The organism is Herbaspirillum sp. C7C8 (assembly GCF_022627875.1).
GTDB lineage: Bacteria > Pseudomonadota > Gammaproteobacteria > Burkholderiales > Burkholderiaceae_D > Herbaspirillum.
Genome location: NZ_JABXGG010000013.1, coordinates 1 through 25,716 on the forward strand (window position 1 = coordinate 1; position 25,716 = coordinate 25,716).

The 25,716-nt window shown below is 63.2% G+C and carries 19 protein-coding genes; 14 read left to right on the top strand and 5 right to left on the bottom strand.

The genetic code is table 11. The features are described 5' to 3' along the window. Positions 1-522 precede the first annotated feature (522 nt). The 7 genes from HWE01_RS15490 (at position 523) to HWE01_RS15520 (ending at position 10,239) form a co-directional block, all read left to right on the top strand. Positions 523-1,824: an NCS2 family permease gene (locus HWE01_RS15490; protein WP_008330741.1), complete on the top strand. Its 1,302-nt coding sequence runs from the start codon at positions 523-525 to the stop codon at positions 1,822-1,824. A 324-nt stretch (positions 1,825-2,148) separates the two neighbouring features. Next, on the top strand, positions 2,149-3,633 hold the full coding sequence (xdhA, locus tag HWE01_RS15495; RefSeq protein ID WP_241822278.1) for a xanthine dehydrogenase small subunit: 1,485 nt from the start codon (positions 2,149-2,151) through the stop codon (positions 3,631-3,633). Positions 3,634-3,664: 31 nt separating this feature from the next. Continuing rightward, complete coding sequence (gene xdhB, locus HWE01_RS15500; RefSeq protein ID WP_241822279.1) at positions 3,665-6,034, top strand: xanthine dehydrogenase molybdopterin binding subunit; 2,370 nt, start codon at positions 3,665-3,667, stop codon at positions 6,032-6,034. A gap of 19 nt (positions 6,035-6,053) precedes the next feature. After that, positions 6,054-7,142, top strand: a complete 1,089-nt coding sequence (xdhC, locus tag HWE01_RS15505) for a xanthine dehydrogenase accessory protein XdhC (RefSeq protein ID WP_241822280.1) — start codon at positions 6,054-6,056, stop codon at positions 7,140-7,142. Positions 7,143-7,330: 188 nt separating this feature from the next. Next, positions 7,331-8,629 (top strand): guanine deaminase, encoded by a 1,299-nt coding sequence (guaD, locus tag HWE01_RS15510; RefSeq protein ID WP_241822281.1) that lies wholly within the window; start codon positions 7,331-7,333, stop codon positions 8,627-8,629. Positions 8,630-8,848: 219 nt separating this feature from the next. Further along, the gene (locus tag HWE01_RS15515; RefSeq protein ID WP_175343412.1) at positions 8,849-9,244 is read left to right on the top strand and encodes a hypothetical protein; all 396 of its coding nucleotides are present in this window, start codon (positions 8,849-8,851) and stop codon (positions 9,242-9,244) included. Positions 9,245-9,255: 11 nt separating this feature from the next. Continuing rightward, complete coding sequence (locus HWE01_RS15520) at positions 9,256-10,239, top strand: type II TA system antitoxin MqsA family protein (protein ID WP_249791678.1); 984 nt, start codon at positions 9,256-9,258, stop codon at positions 10,237-10,239. A 6-nt stretch (positions 10,240-10,245) separates the two neighbouring features. On the opposite strand, the gene HWE01_RS15525 is transcribed toward HWE01_RS15520, so the two are convergent. Continuing rightward, a complete protein-coding gene (locus HWE01_RS15525; RefSeq protein WP_008330781.1) occupies positions 10,246-10,848 on the bottom strand; it encodes a TetR/AcrR family transcriptional regulator in 603 nt (200 codons plus the stop codon). A gap of 243 nt (positions 10,849-11,091) precedes the next feature. On the opposite strand from HWE01_RS15525, the gene HWE01_RS15530 reads away from it, so the two are divergent. From HWE01_RS15530 to HWE01_RS15550, 5 genes are all read left to right on the top strand, one after another. Next, complete coding sequence (locus HWE01_RS15530; RefSeq protein WP_283817519.1) at positions 11,092-12,651, top strand: efflux transporter outer membrane subunit; 1,560 nt, start codon at positions 11,092-11,094, stop codon at positions 12,649-12,651. Positions 12,652-12,656: 5 nt separating this feature from the next. Further along, the gene (locus tag HWE01_RS15535) at positions 12,657-13,889 is read left to right on the top strand and encodes an HlyD family secretion protein (RefSeq protein WP_175343410.1); all 1,233 of its coding nucleotides are present in this window, start codon (positions 12,657-12,659) and stop codon (positions 13,887-13,889) included. Positions 13,890-13,916: 27 nt separating this feature from the next. Next, on the top strand, positions 13,917-15,500 hold the full coding sequence (locus HWE01_RS15540) for a DHA2 family efflux MFS transporter permease subunit (protein WP_241822283.1): 1,584 nt from the start codon (positions 13,917-13,919) through the stop codon (positions 15,498-15,500). A gap of 398 nt (positions 15,501-15,898) precedes the next feature. Next, the gene (gene mutS, locus HWE01_RS15545) at positions 15,899-18,580 is read left to right on the top strand and encodes a DNA mismatch repair protein MutS (RefSeq protein WP_241822284.1); all 2,682 of its coding nucleotides are present in this window, start codon (positions 15,899-15,901) and stop codon (positions 18,578-18,580) included. Positions 18,581-18,632: 52 nt separating this feature from the next. Continuing rightward, positions 18,633-19,574: a hypothetical protein gene (locus HWE01_RS15550; RefSeq protein ID WP_241822285.1), complete on the top strand. Its 942-nt coding sequence runs from the start codon at positions 18,633-18,635 to the stop codon at positions 19,572-19,574. A gap of 171 nt (positions 19,575-19,745) precedes the next feature. Here the strand turns inward: HWE01_RS15550 and HWE01_RS15555 are convergent, their stop codons facing one another. Beyond that, on the bottom strand, positions 19,746-20,288 hold the full coding sequence (locus tag HWE01_RS15555) for an FKBP-type peptidyl-prolyl cis-trans isomerase (protein WP_008330810.1): 543 nt from the start codon (positions 20,286-20,288) through the stop codon (positions 19,746-19,748). A gap of 223 nt (positions 20,289-20,511) precedes the next feature. Between HWE01_RS15555 and HWE01_RS15560 the strand changes: the two genes are divergently transcribed. Together HWE01_RS15560 and HWE01_RS15565 are read left to right on the top strand one after the other, a co-directional pair. After that, positions 20,512-21,639, top strand: a complete 1,128-nt coding sequence (locus HWE01_RS15560; RefSeq protein ID WP_241822286.1) for a cupin domain-containing protein — start codon at positions 20,512-20,514, stop codon at positions 21,637-21,639. Positions 21,640-21,961: 322 nt separating this feature from the next. Then, a complete protein-coding gene (locus HWE01_RS15565) occupies positions 21,962-22,237 on the top strand; it encodes a hypothetical protein (RefSeq protein ID WP_008330814.1) in 276 nt (91 codons plus the stop codon). A 397-nt stretch (positions 22,238-22,634) separates the two neighbouring features. On the opposite strand, the gene HWE01_RS15570 is transcribed toward HWE01_RS15565, so the two are convergent. From HWE01_RS15570 to dapA, 3 genes are all read right to left on the bottom strand, one after another. Then, a complete protein-coding gene (locus HWE01_RS15570; RefSeq protein WP_241822287.1) occupies positions 22,635-23,420 on the bottom strand; it encodes an MBL fold metallo-hydrolase in 786 nt (261 codons plus the stop codon). A gap of 18 nt (positions 23,421-23,438) precedes the next feature. Continuing rightward, on the bottom strand, positions 23,439-24,620 hold the full coding sequence (gene bamC, locus HWE01_RS15575; RefSeq protein WP_034350780.1) for an NlpB/DapX family lipoprotein: 1,182 nt from the start codon (positions 24,618-24,620) through the stop codon (positions 23,439-23,441). 61 nt (positions 24,621-24,681) lie between these two features. Continuing rightward, positions 24,682-25,560: a 4-hydroxy-tetrahydrodipicolinate synthase gene (gene dapA, locus HWE01_RS15580; protein WP_008330820.1), complete on the bottom strand. Its 879-nt coding sequence runs from the start codon at positions 25,558-25,560 to the stop codon at positions 24,682-24,684. Between the last annotated feature and the right edge of the window lie 156 nt (positions 25,561-25,716).

Here is a 25,716-nt window from a genome sequence, read left to right on the forward strand (position 1 = left end):
CGCCTTCTTTTGCTTACTTTTCTTGGCGAGACAAGAAAAGTGAGCGGCTGCCGGGCCGCCCCCGGCGCTCCGTTCCGCCCGGAGAGAGAAAATAATTAAGCTAGAGCGCAGGAAGACATTCCGTGCAGACTACCCAAGAAAACAAGCAAACAATTTCCGAGAAACAACAAAAACAATCCCAAAAAACCCCAGCCGAATAAAACTGGCAAAATCTCGCCTGAGCGACACAAGATTCCATACCTGCGCATCACCAATCATCGGCAACAATCCTCAGTCTCACCTCCGATTTTCGTCGACGAATCCACTTATAACTCCAGGTTAATAATGGCTATGTCATAGCCCTTACATCCCTCCCATGAAATTGAACGACATTAGCAACGCTGCCAGAACAATGCGAAAAGCACCCCCACCAGCAACGCCCATTTTTTGCCTGACCCAGCCTGACCAGCCCGCACAAGAGGATGGACAGCATCAGACAAGTTTTCCGGCGAATAAAAACGGACCAAACGGAGACAACCCACAATGAACGCCTTGAACAAGTTCTTCCGCCTGGAAGAAAACGGCACCACCGTACGCACGGAGCTACTGGCCGGCCTGACCACTTTCCTGACGATGGCCTACATCATCTTCGTCAACCCCAGCATTCTGGGCGATGCCGGCATGCCCAAGGACTCGGTCTTTGTGGCCACCTGCGTGGCGGCGGCTGTCGGCACGCTCATCATGGGCCTGTATGCCAACTACCCCATTGGCCTGGCCCCCGGCATGGGCCTGAACGCCTACTTTGCCTATGCTGTGGTCAAGGGCATGGGCTTCCCGTGGCAGGCTGCGCTGGGCGCGGTGCTGATCTCGGGTTGTTTGTTCCTGCTGGTGAGCGTACTGCGGGTACGCGAGCTGATCATCAAGAGCATCCCGGCCTCGCTGCGCACGGCCATTCCGGCCGGCATCGGACTCTTCCTGGCCATCATCTCCCTCAAGAGTGCCGGCATCGTCGCGGCCAACCCCGCCACCTTCGTCACCTTGGGCGACCTGCACCAGCCGGCCCCGGTGATGGCCATCATTGGCTTCCTGGTGATCGTGGCGCTGGACCGCCTGAAGGTACGCGGCGCGCTGCTGATCGGCATCCTGCTGGTCACGGTGCTGTCCTTCCTCTTCGGCGGCAACCACTTCTCCGGCATCTTCGCCGCCCCGCCCTCGGTGGCCCCGACCTTCCTGCAACTGGACATCAAGGGCGCCATCTCCATGGGCCTGTTGAATGTCGTGCTGGTGTTCTTCCTGGTGGAACTGTTCGACGCCACCGGCACCCTGATGGGCGTGGCCACTCGCGCCGGGCTCATGAAGGAAGGCAAGATGGAGCGTCTGAACAAGGCCCTCATGGCCGACAGCACCGCCATTGTCGCCGGCTCCCTGCTGGGCACTTCCTCCACCACCGCCTACATCGAAAGCGCCGCTGGCGTACAGGCCGGTGGCCGCACCGGCCTCACCGCCGTCGCCATCGCCGTGCTGTTCCTGCTGTGCCTGTTCATCGCCCCGCTGGCCGGTGTGGTCCCGGCTTATGCCACCGCACCGGCGCTCTTCTTCGTGGCCTGCCTGATGCTGCGCGAACTGGTCCACATCGACTGGGAAGACACCACCGAATGCGTGCCGGCCGTGATCACCGCCCTGGTGATGCCCTTCACCTACTCCATTGCCAACGGCCTGGCGCTGGGCTTCATCAGCTATGCCGGACTGAAGCTGCTCACGGGTCGTATGAAGGATGTTTCAGTGGTAATCTGGATCATCGCCGCGGTCTTCCTGTTCAAGATCATCTACCTCGGCGGTGAGTGAGCCCTGCGCGGGAACATGAAGTAAATTGAAAAAATCGAGGAGGCAGCCCGGCACGACACGGGCTGCCTCTTCGGGATCGTGACAAGAGGGAACCCGACAATCGTCCGCAACAATCGCGCGCGGACAATCCGTTTCCTCTTTTGACGACCCCGGCACGTTTCTTGAATGCCATCCGGCCACGGGAGACACCACAGGCCGGCCCCGCCCCAAGCGGACAGGCCGCCTGAAAGCAGATCCAACAACAAGAAGCACGCCCCACGATACGCCCTGGAGCGCGCCATAAAGCAGTCTGTTTTGTAGACAATCCATTTCGAGTAAAGCCAAATGCCAGAGACTACCCGCCCCATCCAGTTCTACTTTCGCGGCCAGACCCACGAAGTAGCAGGCCAACCCACGACCCGCACCGTTCTGCAGCATCTGCGCGAGGACCTGCATTGCACCGGCACCAAGGAAGGCTGCGCCGAAGGCGATTGCGGTGCCTGTACCGTGGTCGTGGGTGAATTGCGCGATGACCGGCTGGAACTGAAGACGGTCAATGCCTGCATTCAATTCCTGCCCACGCTGGACGGCCGCGCCCTGTTCACCGTGGAAGACCTGAAGCAAGCCGATGGCTGCCTGCATCCGGTGCAGCAGGCCATGGTGGAATGCCATGGCTCGCAATGCGGCTTCTGCACGCCGGGCTTCGTGATGTCGCTGTGGGGCCTGTACCTCAAGCACGACAAGGATGGCATCACGCCCGGCAAGCGCGAGATCGACGATGCCCTCTCCGGCAACCTGTGCCGCTGCACCGGCTATCGCCCCATCATCGATGCGGCACGCCGCATGGGCGAACTGCCCAAGGTCGAGTTCGACCGCGAGGCCGTCAAGACCGCCCTGCGCGCCATCGACCAGGACACGCCGCTGGCCGTCACGCATGCAGGCCAGACCTTCCACGCACCGCGCACCCTGGCACAGCTGGTGCAGCTGCGCGCCGAGCTGCCCAAGGCCCGCATCCTGGCCGGCTCCACCGATGTGGGCCTGTGGGTGACCAAGCAGATGCGCGAGCTGGGCGATATCGTCTACATCGGTCGCGTGGAAGAACTGCGCGCCATGCAGGTGCAGGACGGCATGCTGGAGATCGGCGCCGGCGTCTCGCTGGAAGAGGCTTACGCCGAAGCCGCGCGCCATTATCCGCAAGAGCTGTCGGAACTGTGGCAGCGCTTCGCCTCCCTGCCCGTGCGCAATGCCGGCACGCTGGGCGGCAACGTCGCCAATGGTTCGCCCATCGGCGACTCCATGCCCTGGCTGATCGCACTGGGTGCGCAGATCGTATTGGCGTGCGTGCGTGGCCAGCGCGTCATGCCGCTGGAAGACTTCTACCTGGCTTACCAGAAGTCGGCCCTGCAAGCCGATGAAGTGGTGCAGGCCGTACGCATCCCGCTGCCGCGCAAGGACCTGCGCTTCCGGGTTTACAAACTCTCCAAACGCTTCGACCAGGACATCTCTGCGGTCTGTGCCGCCTTCGCGCTGCGTATGGAGGGCGACATCATCGCCGAGGCGCGCATCGCCTTCGGCGGCATGGCCGCCACCCCCAAGCGGGCCGCGCAGGCTGAAGCGCTGCTGCAAGGCGCTGCCTGGAGCGAAGCGCAAGTGCAGGCAGCGATGGCTGCACTTGCACAGGACTATGCGCCCCTGTCGGACATGCGGGCCACCTCGGCCTATCGCTTGCGCACGGCGCAGAACCTGCTCTATCGCTATTGGCTGGAAACCCGCACCGAGGCGCCGCTGGCGCCTCAGGATGTGCGCGCCTTCGCGGTCAGCGCCGCGTGAAGCCCTTGGACCGAACCAGCAGGAGAACCGCATGAACAAGCAAACCGAACAATTCCTCAACACCCTGGTCCAGCCGCCCAAGGACTGGGCCACCGTGGGCAAGCCGCATCCGCATGAATCGGCGATGCTGCACGTGACCGGCGAAGCCACCTATACCGACGACATCGTCGAGCTGCAAGGCACGCTGCATGCGGCGCTGGGGCTGTCGCAAAAGGCCCATGCCCGGGTGCGCGCGATCGATCTGGAGCAGGTCAGGGCCGCGCCTGGTGTGCGCGCCGTCTTCACCGCCAACGATATTCCCGGCGAGAACGAATGCGGCGCCATCATCCACGATGACCCGGTGCTGGCCGATGGCCTGGTGCAATACGTGGGCCAGCCAGTCTTCATCGTGGTCGCCGACAGCCATGACCAGGCCCGCCGCGCCGCACGCCTGGCGGTGATCGACTACGAAGAACTGCCGCCGATCCTGACCCCGCGTGAGGCGCACGCTGCGCAATCCTACGTGCTCCCGCCGATGCACCTGACGCGCGGCGAACCGGCGGTGGCTCTGGCGCTGGCGCCGCACAAGCTGCGCGGCCAGTTCGACGTGGGCGGCCAGGAGCAGTTCTATCTGGAAGGACAGATTTCCTATGCCATCCCCAGGGAGGGACGCGGCATGCACGTCTATTGCTCGACCCAGCACCCCAGCGAAATGCAGCATCACATCGCCACGGTCCTGAAACTGGCCTCGCATGACGTGCTGGTGGAATGTCGGCGCATGGGCGGCGGCTTCGGCGGCAAGGAATCGCAATCGGCCCTGTGGGCCTGCGCCGCGGCGGTGGCGGCAGCGAAACTGAGGCGCCCGGTCAAGCTGCGCGCCGACCGCGATGACGACATGATGGTCACTGGCAAGCGTCACTGCTTTGCCTATGACTATGAGATCGGTTATGACGACGATGGCCGCATCGTCGCTGCAAAAATCGACATGATCTCGCGCGCCGGTTTCTCGGCCGACCTGTCCGGCCCGGTGGCCACACGCGCGGTCTGCCACTTCGACAATGCCTACTATCTTTCGGACGTGGAAATCCACGCCATGTGCGGCAAGACCAACACCCAATCCAATACCGCCTTCCGTGGCTTCGGCGGACCGCAGGGTGCCTTGGCCATCGAATACATCCTCGACGAGATTGCGCGCAACCTCGGCCGTGATCCGCTGGAGATCCGCCGCAACAATTTCTATGGCCCCAGCGAGGCCGAAGGACCGGAGGCGCGCAACGTCACCCATTACGGGCAGAAGGTGGAAGACAACATCATCCACGGCCTGGTCGACCAGCTCGAACGCACCAGCCGCTATCAGGAACGTCGCCGCGCGGTCGCCGAGTTCAATGCCGCCAGCACGGTGCTCAAGAAGGGCCTGGCTCTGACGCCGGTGAAGTTCGGCATTTCCTTCAACGTGCCGCACCTGAACCAGGCCGGCTCGCTGGTGCACGTCTATACCGATGGCTCGGTGCTGGTCAATCACGGTGGCACCGAGATGGGGCAAGGTCTGAACACCAAGGTGGCGCAAGTGGTCGCCCATGCCCTGGGCGTGCCGCTGGAACAGGTGCGCTGCACCGCCACCGATACCAGCAAGATCGCCAACACCTCGGCCACCGCCGCCTCCACCGGCAGCGACCTCAACGGCAAGGCGGCGCAGGATGCAGCCCTGCAGATCCGTGCACGCCTGGCCGAGGTGGCCGCGCGGCATTTTGGCGTGGAGGCAGCATCGGTACGCTTTGCCGATGGACTGGTGCTGGCAGGCGAGCAATCACTGCCCTTCGTCGAACTGGTGATGAAGGCTTATCTGCAACGCGTGCAATTGTGGTCCGACGGTTTCTATTCCACGCCCAAGGTGCATTGGGATGCCAAGCGCATGCACGGTCATCCCTTCTTCTATTTCGCCTATGCGGCGGCGGTATCCGAAGTGGTGATCGACACCCTCACCGGTGAATGGAAACTGTTGCAGGCCGACCTGCTGTATGACGCCGGCGAGAGCCTCAACCCGGCGCTGGACATCGGCCAGGTCGAAGGCGGCTTCATCCAGGGCATGGGCTGGCTGACCACCGAGGAACTGTGGTGGAACAAGGACGGCAAGCTGATGACGCATGCCCCCTCGACCTACAAGATTCCGGCCATCTCGGATTGTCCGGAAGCCTTCCGTACCGAGCTCTATGCCAACAGCAATGTGTCCGATACCATCCACCGCTCCAAGGCCGTGGGGGAACCGCCGCTGCTGCTGCCGTTCTCGGTGTTCCTGGCAATCCGCGATGCGGTATCGGCGGTGGGCGCGCATCGTGTCAATCCCCCGCTGCGCGCACCGGCCACCAGTGAAGCCATCCTCGACGCGGTCGATGCCGTGCGCGCGGCCACGCTTACTCAGTAATACGCGGCGGAGAAACATCATGACCACATGGCTGAGCGCATTGCGTCGCATGCAGCAGGACAGCGTCCCGGCGGTGCTGGTGACGGTGGCACAGATCCAGGGCTCGACGCCGCGCGAGCCCGGAGCGCGCATGCTCTATACCGCCGGGGGCCAGTTCGACACCATCGGCGGCGGCCACCTCGAATGGCGCGCGGCGCAGATTGCGCGGGCCATGTTGCAGGCCGACGCCGACCCGCTGACCAACCGCCGCCGGCTCGAACGCATCGCCCTCGGGCCCAGTCTGGGCCAGTGTTGCGGGGGCGTGGTGTTTCTCTGCTTTGAGCGCATCGAGGCCGATGCCATATCACTGCACACGTGGCAGGCGCTGGAACAGGCGTGGTCCGAAGGCAGCGACCTGTGGCGCGCCCTGCCGCTGGATCAGGACGGGCCGCTGCAACTGATGGATAACGATGGCGAGCCCTGCCCGCCTGATGGCCCCGAACTCGGCTTGCCGCGCGAGGCATTGCGCCACGCGCGGCAGACGCAACTGGTACGCGACGCACAGGGCCGCCGCTGGCTGCTCGACCTGTGCCGGGCACATCAACCGCAGGTGCTGCTGTTCGGTGCCGGCCACGTCGGCGCGGCCATCGTCAAGGTCTTGTCCAACCTGCCCTGCCGGGTGCTGTGGGTCGATGAGCGTGAAGACATGTTCCCGCCCGATCTGCCGCCGCAGATCCGCATCGAGGCTACCGATGTGCCCAATGCTGCGGTCGACATGGCCGAACCCGGCGCGTATTATCTCGTGATGACCCACAGCCACGCCCTCGACCAGCAATTGAGCGAACGCATCCTCAAGCGTGACGATGCGGCGTGGTTCGGGCTGATCGGGTCCATCACCAAGCGCAAGCAGTTCGAGCATCGCCTTGCTGAGCGCGGTTACTCGGCGGCGCAGCTGGAACGCATCACCTGCCCCATCGGCATTCCCGGCATCTATGGCAAGGAACCCGCCAGCATCGCCATTGCCGTGGTGGCGCAACTGATGCAGCTGTGGGAACTGCGCTTTACCCAACCCAAACCCAAGGCATGGCCACTGAGTCTGGCCACACACGCTCTGGACGGCAGAGGCTGAAGGAACACCCTGCCGTCACCCCTTCCGGGAATCCTGTCGACACGTCCTGGCTGATCGCACGGGGTTCCCCTTCGATTCCACTTTCGCAACACGGAAAGCATCGTCACGACCGTGCCTTCCAGTATGATGACCACTGAATCGACGGCCCGCGCCCGTGCGCGCGGCGCCGCCTGCATCGAGGAAACACCATGAGCCCATCCCTGCAAGCCTACCGCGCCAGCCTGCTGTATTTCACCAACGATCCCGCCTTCGACGAGCACGCCACCCAATGGCACAGCGATGGCCTGCTGCTGGTGCAAGACGGCAAGATCCAGGCCGCCGGCGACTACGCCACGCTGGCCGCCACCCTGCCGCCCGGCACCGCCATCGAAGACCTGCGTGGCAAGATCCTTTGCCCCGGCTTCATCGATACCCACATCCACTACCCGCAGACCGACATCATCGGCTCGCCCGCGCCTGGCCTGCTGCCCTGGTTGGACAACTACACCTTCCCGGCTGAGCGCCGTTTCCAGCAACCGGAACACGCCAGCGAGGTGGCCGATTTCTTCCTGACCGAACTGCTGCGCAATGGCACCACCAGTGCCGCCGTGTATTGCACGGTACATCCGCAGTCGGTGGATGCCTTCTTCGCCGCCAGCCATGCACGCAACCTGCGCATGGTGGCCGGCAAATGCCTGATGGACCGCAATGCGCCGGATTTCCTGCGTGATACGGCCGAGTCGGGTGTGCGCGAGAGCGAGGAATTGATCGGGCGCTGGCATAACAAGGGACGTCAGCACTACGCCATCACGGTGCGCTTCGCGCCGACCTCCACCCATGAACAGATGAAGCTGGCCGGCGAACTGGCGGCACAGTATCCGGACACGTATATACAAACCCACGTGGCCGAAAATACCGACGAAGTGAAATGGGTGAAGGAGCTCTACCCCGATGCCCGCAGCTACCTGGACGTATATGACGGCTATGGCCTGATGCGCCAGCGCGCGCTGTATGCCCACTGCATCTGGCTGGACGACCAGGACCGCGCCCGTATGGCGGCCACGCAATCGGCCGCCACCTTGTGCCCGACGTCCAACCTGTTCCTGGGCAGCGGCCTGTTCGACTTCGCCCGTGCCGATGCGGCGCGCGTGCCACTGTCGCTGGCCACGGATGTCGGCGGCGGCACCAGTTTCTCGATGCTGCAGACCATGAACGAGCTCTACAAGGTAGCCCGCATGGGCGGCACCTACCTCCCGGCGCAACGCATGTTCTATCTGGCTACCCTGGGCGGTGCCCGCGCGCTCCAGCTGGAAGGCAGCATCGGCAGCTTCACACCGGGCTGCGACGCCGACTTCATCGTGCTGGATCCGCAGGCCACGCCCTTGCTGGCCCGCCGCAGCGCCACCACCGACAGCCTGGAGGAACAATTGTTCGCACTGGCCATTTTGGGTGATGACCGTACCATCGCCGCGACCTATTCGGCGGGGGTGCGGGTGCATCAGCGCTGAAATCGTTCATATCGGCCCCGATGCGGGGGAAGCCGGGCTTGCCGTTGAGGCAAGTCCGGCTTTTTTTACGGCCCATTTTGTAGCGGTTTATCCCATCTTTTCGAAACCGCTGTGCGACAGCCTGAGGGAACATCAAACCTCAACGTATCCCACATGCAACATCAATTGATTATCTCCATTAATAAACTGATCAATTGATTTAATATTGGAGCTTCCGCCATGTCAGCGACCCGATTGCAGGTGCAACACTTCCTCACCCGCTTGGGTGCCTTGCCCTCCCGGGACATCATCTTGTCGCGTCAGCGCAAGACACTGGAATTCATGGCGCAAATCGATTTCGAGATGGTGGATGTGGTGCGCGAGCTCAAGCAGCTCCGCATCGAAGACTACAGCTACGGCCCTGGCCAGAACGACTGGGGCACAGGCTGGGTCTGGCACTTCGGCAAGACGGTAGCGCAGCACATGGGCGGGCAGGAGCGGGGCCATCGCGTGTACATCAAGCTCTGTCTGGCAATGTCGCGCGAGGGACGCCGGACGACGTGCATGTCATTTCACCCGCCTGAAAGACCAATGCAGTTTCCCTTCAAGAAGCCCCCTGTGCAATGGAGTGTTTGATGGAGTGTTTGATGGACCTGAAGCCCTTTGAAATTTGCCCCAACTGTGCCGGCGAGGGAACAGTGCATCTTGTCAGCACGACGGAAGCCCGTATCGTGAACAAGGAAACGTTTGACGTACCGGTGGATTATTTCGCCTGCGGCCGCTGTGGCGAGAGCTTCCAGACGCTGGACATGGAAGACAGCCTGGTCAAGGCGCGCGCGCTGTATCGCGCGCGGCATGGAATGGTTGAGCCGGACCGGCTGATCGCCTGGCGCAAGTCGCTGGGGCTGTCACAAGTCGAGCTGGCTGCGGTGCTGGGCTGGGGCGTGGCCACCGTGAGCCGCTACGAAAACGGCAAGCTGCAGTCCGACGCGCATGACAAGGCCATGCGCATGGCAATGGGCTCGGTCGACACCCTCATTGAACTGGTCCGCAGTGCGCGTGATCTTGCTCCGCAAGTACGTACCCGGCTGCTGGCCGAACTGGAAAAGCGAGCGGGCGCCGCTGCGCTGGAGAAGGCCTTCGTGAGCACCGCACGTACCGCCCCTGCCGAGAGCCTTCGGCTGGACAAGCTCGAACAAGTCGTGCTCTTGCTCAGCGAAGGCGAAGGTGTCTTCGTGACCAAGCTCAACAAGCTGCTCTTCTACAGCGATTTCAAGCATTACCAGCAGCGAGGAAGAAGTCTCTCGGGGCTGGCTTATGAACGCCTGCCCTACGGACCGGTGCCGTCAGCTTTCCGCCTGCTGTTTTCCCTGCTGGAGCAGCGTGGACTCATCGAACAGACGGAGGTCCAGGTCGGCGCGATGGAAGGGACCCAGGTGCGGGCCTTGCGCAGTGCCGACCGCAATCACTTCGATGAGGACGAACTGGGCCTACTGCTGGCCATCAAGAAGCGCTTTGCCAAGATGAGCGCCAGTGACATTTCCGAAACTTCGCACCGGGAACAGGCGTGGACTCAGACGCCCATGGGCGCCCTGATCGACTACCGGCACGCTGCTGCACTGAGCTTCTGAATCCTTTCAGCGCGGCTGATACAGATAAAGAAAAGCCTCCACCGCCCGCTGGGCCGACGCCTGCAGCTGATCCGCCGGGATCTCGGTGACCACGTTGAGCATGCGCACTTCCATCCATTCCGCTTCGATCAACGCGCGAAACTGCATGGCGGCGATCCAGGCGTCAGAGGAGCGCAGCTTGCCCTCCTCCATTTTGACCTTCAGGAAATCGGCAATGCGCGTCCAGCCGCGTTTGGGCCCGCGCTCATACAGCAGCGGCCCCAGTTCCGACTTGCCGGCGTAATACATCGCCAACCGCTTGACCGCCACGATCTCCGGCCGGAACACCACCCCCAGATAATGATTTGCCAAGCGCAATAAACCGGCCCGTACTTCGTCTTCATTACGCAAGGCCATGAACAACTCTTCAAACTGGCAACCCACCTGCTTGATCATCACCTCCACGAAGATTTCTTCCTTGGAGCTGAAATAGTTGTACAGCGTGGCCTTGGAGCCCCCGATACGGGCCGAGATTTCCGCCATGGAGGCGCCTTCGAAACCGATTTCGTTGAATACCTCGGCCGCGATGTCGATCATCTGCTGCCGCCGCTCTTCACTCTTCTTGCGCATGATTGTCCTGTAATGCCGGCCAGAAAACCGGCCAATCCCGAATTATAGGCGACGATGCCGCCGAAAGCCGCCTGATTGCCCTCAAATACGGTAGAAAAAACCATGTTGCGGCAATGCCGCACAAAGACGAGCAATTTCTCGCAATGTGCCTTGACACTTCATAAAACCGAATACTATACTGAACTGTACAGTTAATAAACACCCGATTTTCTGATTCAGTCGTTCACTCCACTCTCCACGCAAATGAACAAGAACTCATCCCTCCCCGATCAGCGGGCGCCCCATCCGGCGCTGCGATCCGCGCGGCCTACCCTGCCGTGGCGGCGGGCGGTGGCGGTCTCGGCGGCCGTGCTGACGGCTACGCTCATGGCCGGCTGCGCCTCCTTCACCGATCTCGGTGCGCGCGCCGAACCGAAATCCATCGATCAGTACCAGACCCGCCAGACCCTGGCCGCTGACGCCGTACAAGCCGCCTGGCCCAGCGACCGGTGGTGGACGGTCTACGGCGACGCCCAATTGAATGCGCTCATCGATGAAGCCCTGCAAAGTGCACCCTCCATGGCCGTGGCCAAGGCGCGCCTGATGAAGGCCGAAGGCAGCGCCCAGCAGCAAGGTGCGGCCCTGTATCCGCAAGCAAGCGGCAACGCCTCGCTGGATCGCATGAAGCAGTCCTACAACAACGGCGTGCCGCCGGATTTCGTGCCCAAGGGCTACAACAACGAAACCCGCACCACGCTGGACTTCAGCTACGAAATCGATTTCTGGGGCAAGAACCGCGCGGCCCTGGCCGCCGCCACCTCGGAACTGGAAGCCAGCCGTGCCGACGCCGCTCAGGCGCGCATCACGCTGGCCACCTCGATCGCCTCGGCCTACGCCGAACTGGCCCAGCTCTACGCCCAGCGCGATACCAATGTCGCCGCCCTGAAGGTGCGTGAAGAGACGCTGGACCTGTTCAACCAGCGCTTCAACAACGGTCTGGAAACCCGTGGCTCGGTCAAGCAGATGGAAGCCCGCCGCGCCATCGCCCAGGCCGATCTGAAAGCCACCGACGAATCCATCGCCCTGCAACGCAACAAGCTGGCCGCGCTGGCCGGTGCCGGTCCGGATCGCGGGCTGCGGCTGGCGCGTCCGCAGATCGATCTGTCCAAGCCCTTCGGCCTGCCGCAGCAACTGCCGGTGGAACTGCTGGGCCGTCGTCCCGACATCGTGGCCGCACGCCTGCGCGCTGAAGCGGCGGGCAAGCAGATCAAGGTGGCGCGTGCGGCCTTCTATCCGAACGTGAACCTGTCGGCTTATTTCGGTTTCCAGTCGCTGGGCATCGACATGCTCACCCGCAGCGGCTCGGACATCGGCAGCTTCGGCCCGGCCATCTCCCTGCCCATCTTCAATGGAGGTCGTCTGCGCGGACAGTTCCGTTCGGCCAGCGCCAGCTATGACGAAGCCGTGGCCAACTACGACCAGGCCGTCACCCAGGCCCTGCAGGACGTGGCCGATGTCGGCGTGAGCGAGAAGGCCCTGGCCGGTCGCCTGCACGACGTGCAAGCCGCCGCCGACGCCGCCGACGAGGCGTATCGCATCGTCAGCAACCGCTACAACGGTGGCCTCAACACCTATCTCGACGTACTCAACGCGCAGGACACGCTCATCAGCAACCTGCGCCAGCTCTCGGACCTGCGCTCGCGCATGTTCACCCTGGATGTCGCGCTGGTGCGCGCCCTGGGCGGCGGCTACCGTGCCGCCGACGACAGCAAGAGCCAAGACAGCGCCACCGCGCCCCACACCGAACAGCAAGCGAAAGGTTGAACATCATGTCCCACAGCGATTCCCAGGCGGCCCACACCCTGGCCGAAGAAACCCGTCAGCGCAATGAAGCGGCCAGCAAGGCGGCCGCCGCGCAAAAGCGCAAGAAGCTCTTTTCCATCTTCGGCGGCGTGGTCGCCATCGTCGCCATCGGTTACGGCACCTACTGGTACCTGATCGGCTCGCGCTACGTCGAGACCGACAATGCCTACACCGCCACCGAAGTGGCCACCGTCACCCCCGCCATCAACGGCATCGTGGCCGCCGTCGACGTGGTCGACACCCAGGCCGTCAAGAAAGGGGATGTCCTGGTGCGCATCGATGATGCCGACGCCAGGCTGGCCGTAGACCAGGCCGCCGCCGACCTGGACCGCACCGAACGCAAGGTCAAGGGCTACTTCGCCAACGATGCCGGCCTGGCGGCCCAGGTGCTGGCCCGCGAAGCGGACCAGAAGCGCGCCAGTGCCCAGTTGCTGTCGGCCCAGGCCGACCTGCAGCGTGCCCAGATCGACCTACAGCGCCGCGAAGCGCTGGCCAAGTCAGGGTCGGTCTCCGGTGAAGAACTGAGCAATGCCCGTACCGCCCTGCTGACCGCCCAGGCCAATCTGAAGGCGGCCGAAGCGGCTGAAGTGCAGTCCCGCGCCAACATCAAGGCCACCCAGGGCGCAGAAAAGGCCAGCACCGTGCTGACCGCCAACACCACGGTGGCCGACAACCCGGAAGTGGTGCTGGCCCGCGCCAAGCTGGATCAGGCCAGGCTGGACCTGGAACGCACCGTGCTGCGCGCCCCGGTCGATGGCGTCATCGCCCGCCGCCAGGTACAGGTCGGCCAGCGCGTGCAGAGCGGTGCCAGCCTGCTGTCGGTGGTGCCGCTGCAACAGATGCACGTGGATGCCAACTTCAAGGAAGGCCAGTTGACCAAGGTGCGCATCGGCCAGCCGGTGACCATGACGGCAGACCTCTATGGCAGTTCGGTGCAATACCACGGTGTGGTGACGGGCCTGTCCGGTGGTACCGGTTCGGCCTTTGCGGTGATCCCGGCGCAGAACGCCACCGGTAACTGGATCAAGGTGGTGCAGCGTCTGCCGGTGCGCATCTCGCTCGATCCCAAGGAACTGGCGCAGCGTCCACTGTCGGTGGGCCTGTCGATGGAAGTGGAGATCGATACGCGCGGCCAGATCAAGGCCGGCGACGTACAGCCCAAGACGGCCAGCACCGAGGCCAAGGCCGCCGCGCTGTAAGCGAGCGACCACCAGGAAAGACTCATCATGTCATCCACACCAAGCGCAACGGCTGGCGACCTGCCAGCCCCCAAGCCCGCCGCCCAGCCTGGTCTCTTCCAGGCCCCGCTGACCGGCGGCCAGCTGGTGGGCGCCGGCATTCTGCTGGCGGCTGCCAACTTCATCGCGGTGCTCGACACCACCATCGCCAACGTCTCGGTCTCGACCATCGCCGGCGCGCTGGGGGCTTCGACCAGCCAGGGCACCTACGTCATCACTTCCTACGCGGTGGCCGAAGCCATCACGGTGCCCCTGACCGGCTGGCTGGCCAATCGCTTCGGCACGGTGCGCGTGTTCATCCTCTCGATGGTCATGTTCGGCCTGTTCTCGGCGCTGTGCGGCCTGGCCAATTCGCTGGGCATGCTCATCGCCTTCCGCGTCATGCAGGGCCTGGCCGGTGGCCCGCTGATGCCGCTCTCGCAAACCCTGCTGCTGCGCATCTTCCCCAAGGAAAAAGCACCGGCGGCCGTGGGCCTGTGGGCCATGACCACGCTGGTGGCGCCGATTGCCGGGCCGATCCTGGGAGGGGTACTGTGCGACCAGTACAGCTGGCCCTACATCTTCTGGATCAACGTGCCGGTGGCGCTGATCTGCGGCTATCTCGGCTGGCGCATGCTCAAGCGCTTCGAGACCAAGACCAGCAAGCTGCCCATCGATCGCGTGGGCCTGATCCTGATGGTGGTCTGGGTGGCGGCACTGCAACTGATGCTCGATGAAGGCAAGGAAAAGGACTGGTTCGCCTCCACCGAGATCGTGCTGCTGGCCGTGACCGCCGTGGTGTTCTTCATCGCCTTCCTGATCTGGGAGCTGACCGAGCACAATCCCATCGTCGACCTGCGGGTGTTCCGCCATCGCGGCTTCACCGCCAGCGTGACCACCATCTGCCTGGCCTTCGGTGCCTTCTTCGGCTCGGTGGTGCTGACACCACTGTGGCTGCAGGGCTACATGGGCTATACCGCCACCTGGTCCGGCTGCATCTCGGCGCTGACCGGCATCCTGGCGGTGATGACCGCCCCTCTGGTGGCCAAGATGTCCACCACCGTGGATGCGCGCAAGCTGGTCTGCATCGGCGTGACCTGGCTGGGTTTCATCACCTTCCTGCGGGCCTTCAACACCACCGACATGTCGTTCTTCCAGATCGGCTGGCCATTGTTCCTGCAAGGTATCGGATTGCCGCTGTTCTTCGTGCCGCTGACCGGGCTGGCACTCTCCAGCGTGAACGAGGAAGAGACCGCATCGGCCGCCGGCCTCATGAGTTTCTGCCGCACCATGGCCGGGGCGATTGCCACCTCCATCGTCAATACCAGCTGGGAAAACGACGCCACCTACTTCCACGCCGAACTGTCCGGCCTGGTCGATCGCGGCGGCGATGCGGTCAAAACCATGATGGCTGCCGGCATGAGCGCCGAACAGGCCACCGCATCCCTGGCGCAGACCGTGCAGAACCAGGCCGTGATGCTGTCCACCAACCACATCTTCATGATGGCCGCAGTGTCCTTCTCGCTCGCGGCGCTGGCGGTGTGGCTGGCCCCCAAGCCGACCCGGGTGGCCGATACGACAGCGGCGCACTGAGCCTTGCCCTTCTCCCCCCACAGTCCGTCTCCCCCTGCGGACTGGGCAGGCGGCCACTTCGGTGGCCGCCTGTTTTTTTGGGCGGGAATTTGGGCGGGAAGATGGACGGGCTTGGATGCCGAACTTTCTGGATATTCACCCACAGCTTTGCCCCTGCGCCGGGCCGCGCCGGGCGCAACCCTTGGCTGCACCGCCCCAATGCGCGTACAATCCCGGCTCATGCATGCGGACCACGGTCCGCATTTTTGATTTATGGCGACCTCCCCATCGCGGCCGCCATGACGTCCCGCCGCCAGCCGTGGCTTGATGAACCCGTGGTGTCCACGGAGATCCAGGCCAGCCCGCGCGGCCATGCTTCCCGAACTTGCAAGAAGCGATGCCCGCATCGCCCCTGACCCATGACCAAAGACCTCGCCGCCCACACACCGATGATGCAGCAGTATCTGCGCATCAAAGCGGACCACCCCAACACGCTGGTGTTCTACCGCATGGGCGATTTTTACGAACTGTTCTTCGAGGATGCCGAAAAGGCGTCGCGCCTGATGGGCGTGACGCTCACCCAGCGCGGCTCCTCCAACGGCAACCCGATCAAGATGGCCGGTGTGCCCTTCCACTCGGTGGAGCAATACCTGGCGCGCCTGATCAAGCTGGGCGAGTCGGTGGCGATCTGCGAACAGATCGGTGACCCGGCCACCAGCAAGGGCCCGGTGGAGCGCAAGGTGGTGCGGGTGGTCACGCCCGGCACCCTGACAGACTCTGACCTGCTGCCCGAAAAGGCCGAGCGCTGCCTGCTGGCCATGCAGCTGCTGCCGGCCAAGTCGCGCAAGCAGATGCAGGTCGGCCTGGCCTGGCTGTCCATGGCCAGCGGTGCGTTGAAGATGATGGAATTCTCGGTCGACAGCGCCCTGCTCGATGGCCGCGTCAAACAGGAGCTGGAACGCATCTCGGCCGCCGAAGTACTGGTGGCCGATGGCCAGCTGGAGCAGTGTGAGCCGCTGCTGCCCAACCGTGCCGTGACGGTGCCGGACTGGCATTTCGACCAGCCCAGCAGCGAGAAGGCCCTGCTCGATCAACTGGGCGTGGCCACCCTGCACGGCTTCGGCGCCGACGGCCTGGGCCCGGCCATCTGCGCCGCGGGAGCCCTGCTGCGCTATGCGCAATCGACCCAGGGACGCGGCCTGCAGCACGTGCGCACGCTCACCGTCGAATCCGAAAATGAATTCATCGGCCTGGACGCCGCCACCCGCCGCAACCTGGAACTGACCGAAACCATCCGTTCGCAGGATGCCAATGCGCTGGCGCCCACGCTGTTCTCCACGCTGGACCACTGCCGCACCGCCATGGGTTCGCGCCTGCTGCGCCACTGGCTGCATCACGCCCTGCGCGACCAGCAGGTGGCGCGCGCGCGCCACGCTGCCATCAATGCGCTCATGCGCACCGATGCCTGCTCGGGCCTGTCGGCCACGCTGGCGGCGGTGCCCGATATCGAACGCATCACCACCCGCATCGCCCTGCTCTCGGCCCGTCCGCGCGATCTGGCGGGATTGCGCAGCGGTCTGCAGCAACTGGGGTCGCTGCGCGCCTACGTGGAAATGTGTGCACGTGACGCCGAAGCCCCGCTGCTGGGCCAGTTGCACGAAGACCTGGCGACGCCCGCGGAATGCCTGGACCTGCTGGAACGCGCCATCATGCTGGAACCCGCCGCCATGGTGCGCGACGGCGGCGTGATCGCGCGCGGCTATGACGCCGAACTCGACGAACTGCGCGGTCTGTCGGAAAACGCCGGCCAGTACCTGCTGGAACTGGAGGCACGCGAGCGCGAACGTACCGGCATCGCCAACCTGCGCGTGGAATACAACAAGGTGCATGGCTTCTACATCGAGGTCACCCACGGCCAGACCGACAAGGTGCCGGAAGACTATCGCCGCCGCCAGACCCTGAAGAATGCCGAGCGCTACATCATCCCCGAACTGAAGGCCTTCGAGGACAAGGCGCTCTCCGCGCAGGAACGTTCACTGTCACGCGAGAAATTCCTCTACGAACAGTTACTCAATGACATGGGCGTTCATATCGTGCGCCTGCAATCCATCGCCCATGCGCTGGCCCAGCTCGACACACTGGTGGCCCTGGCCGACCATGCCGTGCGCAACAACTGGTGCGCACCGCAACTGGTCGAAGAGCCCTGCATCCAGATCGAGCAAGGTCGCCACCCCGTGGTGGAAAACCAGATCGAGCGCTTCATCGCCAACGACTGCCAGCTGGCCGCCGAACGCAAGCTGCTGCTCATCACCGGTCCCAACATGGGCGGCAAATCGACCTTCATGCGCCAGGTGGCGCTGATCACGCTGCTGGCCTATGTGGGCAGCTTCGTGCCCGCCACCAGCGCAGTAATCGGCCCCATCGACCGCATCTTCACCCGCATCGGCGCGGCCGATGACCTGGCCGGGGGGCGTTCCACCTTCATGGTGGAGATGACCGAATCGGCCTCCATCCTCAACAATGCCACCGAGCATTCGCTGGTGCTCATGGATGAGGTCGGACGCGGTACCTCGACCTTCGACGGCCTGGCCCTGGCCTGGGCGATTGCCCGGCACCTGATCGACGTCACCCGCAGCTTCACGCTGTTCGCCACGCACTATTTCGAACTGACGCAGTTGCCCGACCTCCATCCGACGGCGGCCAACGTGCATCTCTCGGCCGTGGAGCACAAGGACAGCATCGTCTTCCTGCATGCCGTGCAGAGCGGCCCGGCTTCGCAGAGCTACGGTCTGCAGGTGGCACAACTGGCCGGGGTACCGGCAGCAGTCATCCGCGCCGCCCGCAAGCACCTCTCGGCACTGGAAAGCCAGTCCATGCAGCCGACGCCGCAGTTCGACCTGTTCAGCACCCCTTCCTTCATGGATACCACAGTGGAAACTGAAGAAGCGCACGATGAACGCACGCCGCCAGCCACGGTCGAACCTGATCCGCTGGCGCAGGCGCTATGGCAGTCGCTGGACGGCATCGACCCCGACGCCCTCACGCCGCGCCAGGCGCTGGATGCGCTCTACCAGCTCAAGGCCCTGCGCCGGGGGCAATGAAGACAGCCCCCACCGCCGCTACCTGCCACCCTTTGACCCGCACAGAGACTGCATGCCGATCCAGCCGCTCCGTCACCTCCTGCTGAGCACCTGCTTGGCGGCAGCCACCCTGCTGGCTGCCGGTGCGGCCCGCGCCGGCGCGCAGGATTTCGCGTTTGCCGTGATCAACCACGCGGCCGCCGGGGTCAAGGGCGACGCCGGGCTGCGCCAGGCGCTGGCCGAGACGGATGCCGACAATCTCGCCTTCGTGGTGGTCAATGGCATCAAATCGCCCTCCGAAAGCTGCGACGACGCGCTCTATGCCCAACGGCATGACCTGCTCGCCCAGGCGCAGAACGGTATCTTCGTCTCGCTGGCAGGCAGCGACTGGATCACCTGCCGCGACCGCGAAAACCGCTCGGACGCCATCGAGCGCCTGGCGCGCATGCGCGATATCTTCTACGCTGGCGAATTCTCCCTGGGCGCCAGCCGCCTGCCGATGCTGCGCCAGTCGCTCACGCCCAAATTTCGCAGCTATGCCGAGAACACCCGCTGGGAAGTCGGCAATGTCCTCTTCGCCACCGTCAACCTGCCGGCGGCCAATAATCATTTCCTGCTCGATGGCGGACGCAACAACGAGTTCGAGGACCGTCTCATCGCCAACCGCAACTGGCTGCAGCACCTCTTCGCCTTTGCCGCACTGAAGAAGAGTGCGGCCATCGTCTTCTTCAGCGATGGCAATCCCTTCGGGACGCCGCCCAGGCGCTCCTTTTTCCGGACCCAGCGCGACGGCTTTGTCGAGACGCGCAAACTGTTTTCGGAACTGGCGGGCAAGTTCCGCGGGCGAGTGCTGGTGGTACATGCTCAGGGCGGCAAGAACAAGGCCGCTGCCCACATCCTCTGGAGCGGCAACCTCGGCAGCGTGGGTGTGGGCGAGCGCTGGCTCAAGGTAGTGGTCGATGAGCACCTGCCGCAACTGTTTGCGGTGGCCGATGCGGATGGAGAACGGCGCTAGACGGCCAATACGGGTGGAAAACGACAGGAAAACGGCTGGAAAACGACTGGAAAACGACTTTTAGCGACTTATATGAAGAAAAACGCCCGCAGAGCGCATCTGCGGGCGTTTTTTAGTCATCGCCGGAAGGAATTTACCGATTTTCGGGACGCCCTCGGCGGCGATGCAGGATCAGTTCAGCGGCTGGCTGCGGAAGTGGTCGCCGGCGTCGCCTTCCTCTTCGTCATCGTGGTGGTGATGATGGCCATGGGCGCCATGCACGTGGCCGTGGGCCACTTCTTCCTCGGAGGCGGCACGCACTTCGGTCACCGCCAGTTCGAAGCGCAGGGCGATGCCGGCCAGCGGATGGTTGCCGTCCAGTACGGCCTTGCCGTCAGCGACTTCGGTGACCGTGAAGATGACCGATTCCTCGCTGTCATCGTCGGGCGAACCTTCGAACTGCATGCCCACTTCCAGCGGCTGCGGCAGGCGTTCGACCGGCTCGATCTTGACCAGCTCGGAATCGTATTCGCCGAAGGCATCTTCCGGCTCGACCTGGATCGTGGTGCTGTAGCCGGTTTCCTTGCCATCCAGTGCTTCTTCGATCTTGGGCAGGGTGTTGTGGTAACCGCCGTGCAGGTAGACCATCGGCTCGCTGCTTTGCTCGATCAGGTTGTTCTGGGCATCCGACAGCTTGTAGTTGACGGAAACGACGGTATTCTTGGCGATCTTCATCGTAAGGGTCCTTTGTATCGATAGTGGTGCGGGAGCGGCAGGGCTGCGGTTCATGCGCGCCAGGCACCTGCCACCCGGGTTGGGGCCTAAGAACCATCCCCTTGCCATTCCCGCGAGGCAAGGACTCTTTCAAAACGGTTTCTCGACCCTGCGATTATACCTGCATCAAACTTGGTCGCCGCCAATGGCTTGCTGCCGCGCCAGCCCGCCTATAATGGCGACCATGAAAAAACTCGATCTGCTCGGCGGCATCACGCCCGCCCAATTCCTGCGTGACTACTGGCACAAGAAGCCGCTCCTGATCCGCAACGCCCTCCCCGGTTTCACCGCACCGCTGCCGCGCCGCGAACTGTTCGACCTGGCCCGTCGCGAGGAGGTCGAATCGCGCCTCATCACCCACCGCAGCGATGGCTGGGACATGCAGCACGGCCCCATCAACAAGCTGCCGCCCTTGAAGCAGAAAGCCTGGACCCTGTTGGTGCAGGGCGTGAACCTGCATCATCCGGCGGCCGACGCCCTGCTGCGCCAGTTCCGCTTCCTGCCCGATGCGCGCCTGGATGACCTGATGATCAGCTATGCCACCGATGGCGGTGGCGTCGGTCCGCACTTCGATTCCTATGACGTGTTCCTGCTGCAGGCCCACGGCCAGCGCCGCTGGCGCATCAGCGCCCAGGATGACCTGACGCTGGAGGAAGGCGTGCCCCTGAAAATCCTCAGCCACTTCCAGCCGGAACAGGAATTCGTGCTGGAGCCGGGCGACATGCTCTATCTGCCGCCGCAATATGCCCACGACGGTGTGGCCGTGGGCGAGTGCATGACCTATTCGATCGGTTTCCGCGCACCGGCCTATCAAGAACTGGGCGAATCCTTCCTGGAATTCATGATGGATACCATCGACCTGCCCGGCCGCTATGAAGATCCGGACCTCAAGGCCAGCGCCAGGCCGGCCGAACTGCCGCTGGACATGGTGGCGCGCATCCGGGATGAACTCAACAAGATCCGCTTCACCGACGACGACATCACCATCTTCCTCGGCGAGCACCTGTCGGAGCCCAAACCCAGCGTCTTCTTCGAGGCACCGGCCCAGGAACTGTCCTTTGCTCGCTTTTTCCAGGGGGCCAAGAAACGCGGCCTGGCCTTGCACCGCAAGACACGCATGCTGTATCGCGGCTCCCACGTCTTCATCAATGGCGAATCCTTCCAGGTCAACCGCGGTGACAAGGCCATCCTGGCCCGCCTGGCCGACTCGCGTGTGCTCGACAAAAGCGACTTCGAGCAGGCCTCCGAAGACTTGCTGGAAGCCCTGCATCAATGGCATGAAAGCGGCTGGCTCGACATTATTCGAGATTAGTTAAAAATTATGGTGGCGACTTCTCGAAATTACTTTAGGAAATCCCGGGAAGTGGCTTGCATCAAGCTTTTGCGGCCGCAGGGCCGGGGATGTAAGTTCTTACAAATTCTTACGAATTCCCGTGGTGGCGATGTGATTTCGGAAAAAAATAGCTATAATGATGGGCTGGAAAGTTTTCGTTGTCAGGCATTGTTTCGGCAGTAAAAAGATACAAGAACCGAAGCTCGACCGTGAGGTCATACCCGCGGCGAAAGCCTCCTAGTAGAGCGATAATTACCGGTAATTATTCATCGCACAATTTTTAAATACTGAAGGAATATTCATGAAAAAGACTCTGTTGATCGCTTCGTTGTTGGCTGTTGCTCTGGCTGCTTGCGGCAAGAAGGAAGAAGCTCCGGCACCTGCTGCTGCTCCCGCTGCTGAAGCTCCGGCACCTGCCGCTGCTCCCGCTGCTGAAGCTCCTGCCGCTGCTGCTCCGGCTGCTGACGCTGCCAAGCCTGCTGACGCTGCCGCTCCGGCCGCTGACGCTGCCAAGCCTGCTGACGCTGCCGCTCCGGCCGCTGATGCCAAGCCGGCTGAAGCCGCTCCGGCCAAGTAATCTTCGGATTATCTTCGGAAAAAACCGGTCGCAAGACCGGTTTTTTTTTCGTCCGGCGTTTTGTCTCACGTACCGCTGGCATCGCGCCCTTCCCTTCACTTTTTCGCCTCAAGAACGCCGCCTCCTTGGTCGACAGGATCCGGCCCTCGTCCGACCGGGCAAGAATCCCTCAAAACGGCCAGGAAACGCATCGCCACCAGCGTCCCTGCAACCCCCACTGACAATCGACTGACAGCGCCTCCTGAGGCCGGATTTGTGATCGGCGTCAAAGACACAGACCCGGCAAGGGCGTACAACGTCCTGCAAGCTGAAGAAAAAGAGAAACAAATTGTTTCTGACGCGCCGCACACAAGAAGGAAGCAGCCTGACAAAGGACTGACCCACTCGCGTTTGGCAATCAGACGTCCAACCAAGAAAACCCTTCTTCCTGGCAGGCGATGCCGATCTCGCCGAAGGTGCTGCCGAGTACGCTCTCGATGGCCGCGCGGGCCAGTTCGGGGGTGTTGTTCTGCTGGCTCAGATGGGCGCCGATGACGCGCTTGAGCCGGCGCTTGTCGAGCAGTCGCAGGATCTCGGCACTGGCGTCATTGGCCAGGTGACCGTAATCGCCGCCGATGCGACGCTTGAGGAAGGCGGGATAGGGCGAGCGGTCCAGCATCTCGCGGTCGTGATTGCATTCCAGCAGCAGTGCATCGCAGGCGCCAAGCGCCTGCACCAGATGCGCCGTCGGCTGACCGGCATCGGTAAGCACTCCCAGGCGGCGATCACCATTGCTGGCCACATACTGGATGGGCTCGCGGGCATCGTGCGGAACGGTGTAGGGGGAGAGTTCGAGATCACCGATGGCGATCTTCTGGCCATCGGCGCAGAACCGCACGTCGACGTCATTGGCCTGCTCGGCCACGGCCTGCCAGGTGCCGTAACTCAACCAGACCGGAATGCGATAGCGCCGGGCAAACTTGAAGACACCGCTGACATGGTCCGAATGTTCATGCGTGACCACGATGGCCGCAACCTCGGAGGGATCCAGGCCCAGGCGCAGCATGCGCTTTTCGGCTTCCCGCAAAGTAAAGCCGCAGTCCAGCATGACCGTGGTCCCCGAGGAGGGACGCTGGTCGCCGGCTGCGGCCGAGATCAGCAGCGCATTGCCTTCGCTGCCGCTACCGAGGCTCGCGAACTTCATCTGAGCCCCGGGTCCTGCTTACTTCAGCTGTTCGTTGAGCAAACCGAGGATCTTGTCGGAGATACCCGAGGTATCCGGACCACCCTCGCCGTTCTGCACGACGATGTTGCTGCTGTCGGAACCGGCACCCTTGACCACGATGCGGTACTTGGCAGCCTTCTTGTCCTTGTCCTTGGAACTGAAGATGCGCGAGAAGAAACCTTCATCCTTCTTGTCCTTGGCATCCTGATCCTGGTCCACGTAGCGCACGTAGTAGATGCCCTGGCTGCGGTCGCGATCTTCCACGGTGAAGCCCACGCGATCCAGCGCCAGGCCGACACGGCGCCATGCGCGGTCGAAGCCCTCATCGACCTGCACGCTGCTGCCGGCCGCCGTCTTCTTCAGATGCGAACGGGCCTGCAGCGACGGGGCGCTGGCCACGGCGGCCTTGGCCTTGCTCTCCTGGACACCCAGACGCACCATCAAGCGCGACAGGAATTCAGCTTCCAGACCTGGATCGGAGGGACGCGCGGTCCACACCGAGGTCTCCTTGGCCGACCCGGTCAGCACTTCCTCGGCGCCGCGATGGCTGATGAAGATTTCGGTGGTGCCGTTGGGGCCGCGCTCCAGGCGGGTGCGGAACTTGTCGCGCTCACCGGTGGAATACAGGGAATCAAACACCTTGCCCAGCGTATTGCGGATGAAATCCTGCGGGATCTTGGCACGGTTCTCGGCCCAGTCGGTTTCCATCACGCCGGTCTCGGGTGATTCGATGTTGATCAGGAAACCGTTGTCCTGCCAGAAGTCCTTGATCTGCGGCCACAGTTGTTCCGGGGTCTGCTTGACCACCAGCCAGCGCTGCGAGCCATCGCGTTCGATACGTACCGCATCGCCCTGGGTGTCGGGGGCTACGGTGGCCACCTCGGTGGTCGGCTTGGTCTGCTGTTCCAGCTGGTAGCCGGAGGCAGTAGCCACGCCCTTGTTGGCTTCGGGGATGGCGTAGCGGTTGTCGCGCTGCAGCTGGGTCAGGTCGGGCGGCACTTCCAGGCGGGGGCCGCGGGCCTTTTCGGCGCTCTTGTAATCGATACGGTCGCCTTCGAGCATGCTGCCGACCGACGAGCAACCGGCCAGTCCGGCCAGCGCCAGTGCGACGACGATGCTGCGTTGGGTGAGTGTGTACGCGGAGCGGGAGACCGGACGAACGTTCTTGCTATTAGTCATATCGTTACTAGTGAAAGCGGAATCGGATTTCAGGAGACCTGCGCCAAAGCGGCCAAGCCGATCAGTTTAAGACGCCGGACTCGCGCAGGGCCGCGCGCACGGTGTCGTGGAAGGACTCACCCAGCGGCGCCAGCGGCAGGCGCATGCCCGACGGGATCAGACCCATCTCCTGCATGGCCCACTTGACCGGCACCGGGTTGGGCTCGACGAAGAGCTTGTTGTGCAGCGGCAGCAGCTTGTTGTTCAGTTCCACGGCACGGGCGATGTTGCCGCTCATGGCGGCCACGCACAGTTCGTGCATGTCGCGCGGGGCGACGTTGGCGGTCACCGAGATATTACCGGCGCCGCCGTAGAACATCAGCGCGATGGCGGTGGCGTCGTCACCCGAATAGACCGCGAAGCTCTTGGGTGCCAGGCGGATCAGGTCGGTGCCGCGACCGATGTTGCCGGTGGCATCCTTGACCCCCACGATGCCCTTGACCTGCGCCAGGCGCAGGATGGTCTCGTTGCTCATGTCGGCAACCGTACGACCGGGCACGTTGTACAGGATCACCGGCAGATCCACCGCTTCGGCGATGGTCTTGAAGTGCAGGTACATGCCTTCCTGGGTCGGACGGTTGTAGTAGGGCACCACCTGCAGGGAGGCATCGGCACCGACCTTCTTGGCGAAGGCGGTCAGTTCGATGGCTTCGGAAGTGGAATTGCCGCCAGTGCCGGCGATGATGGGAATGCGTTTGGCCGTGTGCTCGACCGCGACCCTGATCAGTTCGCAGTGCTCTTCCATCGAGACAGTGGGCGATTCGCCAGTGGTACCGACGATGACGATGCTGTCCGTTCCCTCGGCGATGTGCCAGTCGATCAGCTTGCGCAGGCCGTCGTAGTCGAGGCTGCCGTCCGGATACATGGGAGTGACGATTGCAACAATGCTACCCTTGATCATGGTGTGCGTATGTAAGGTGATGGTCAGAATAAAGGCCTGATTGTAGCGGATAGACGCCTCATCAGGTCAAATTGCGGCTGCTACAGATGAAAGCGGACGTAAAAAAAAACCGGAGAGCCCGCCCCCCTGCGGGCCGGACGGGATCATGGCCCCGCC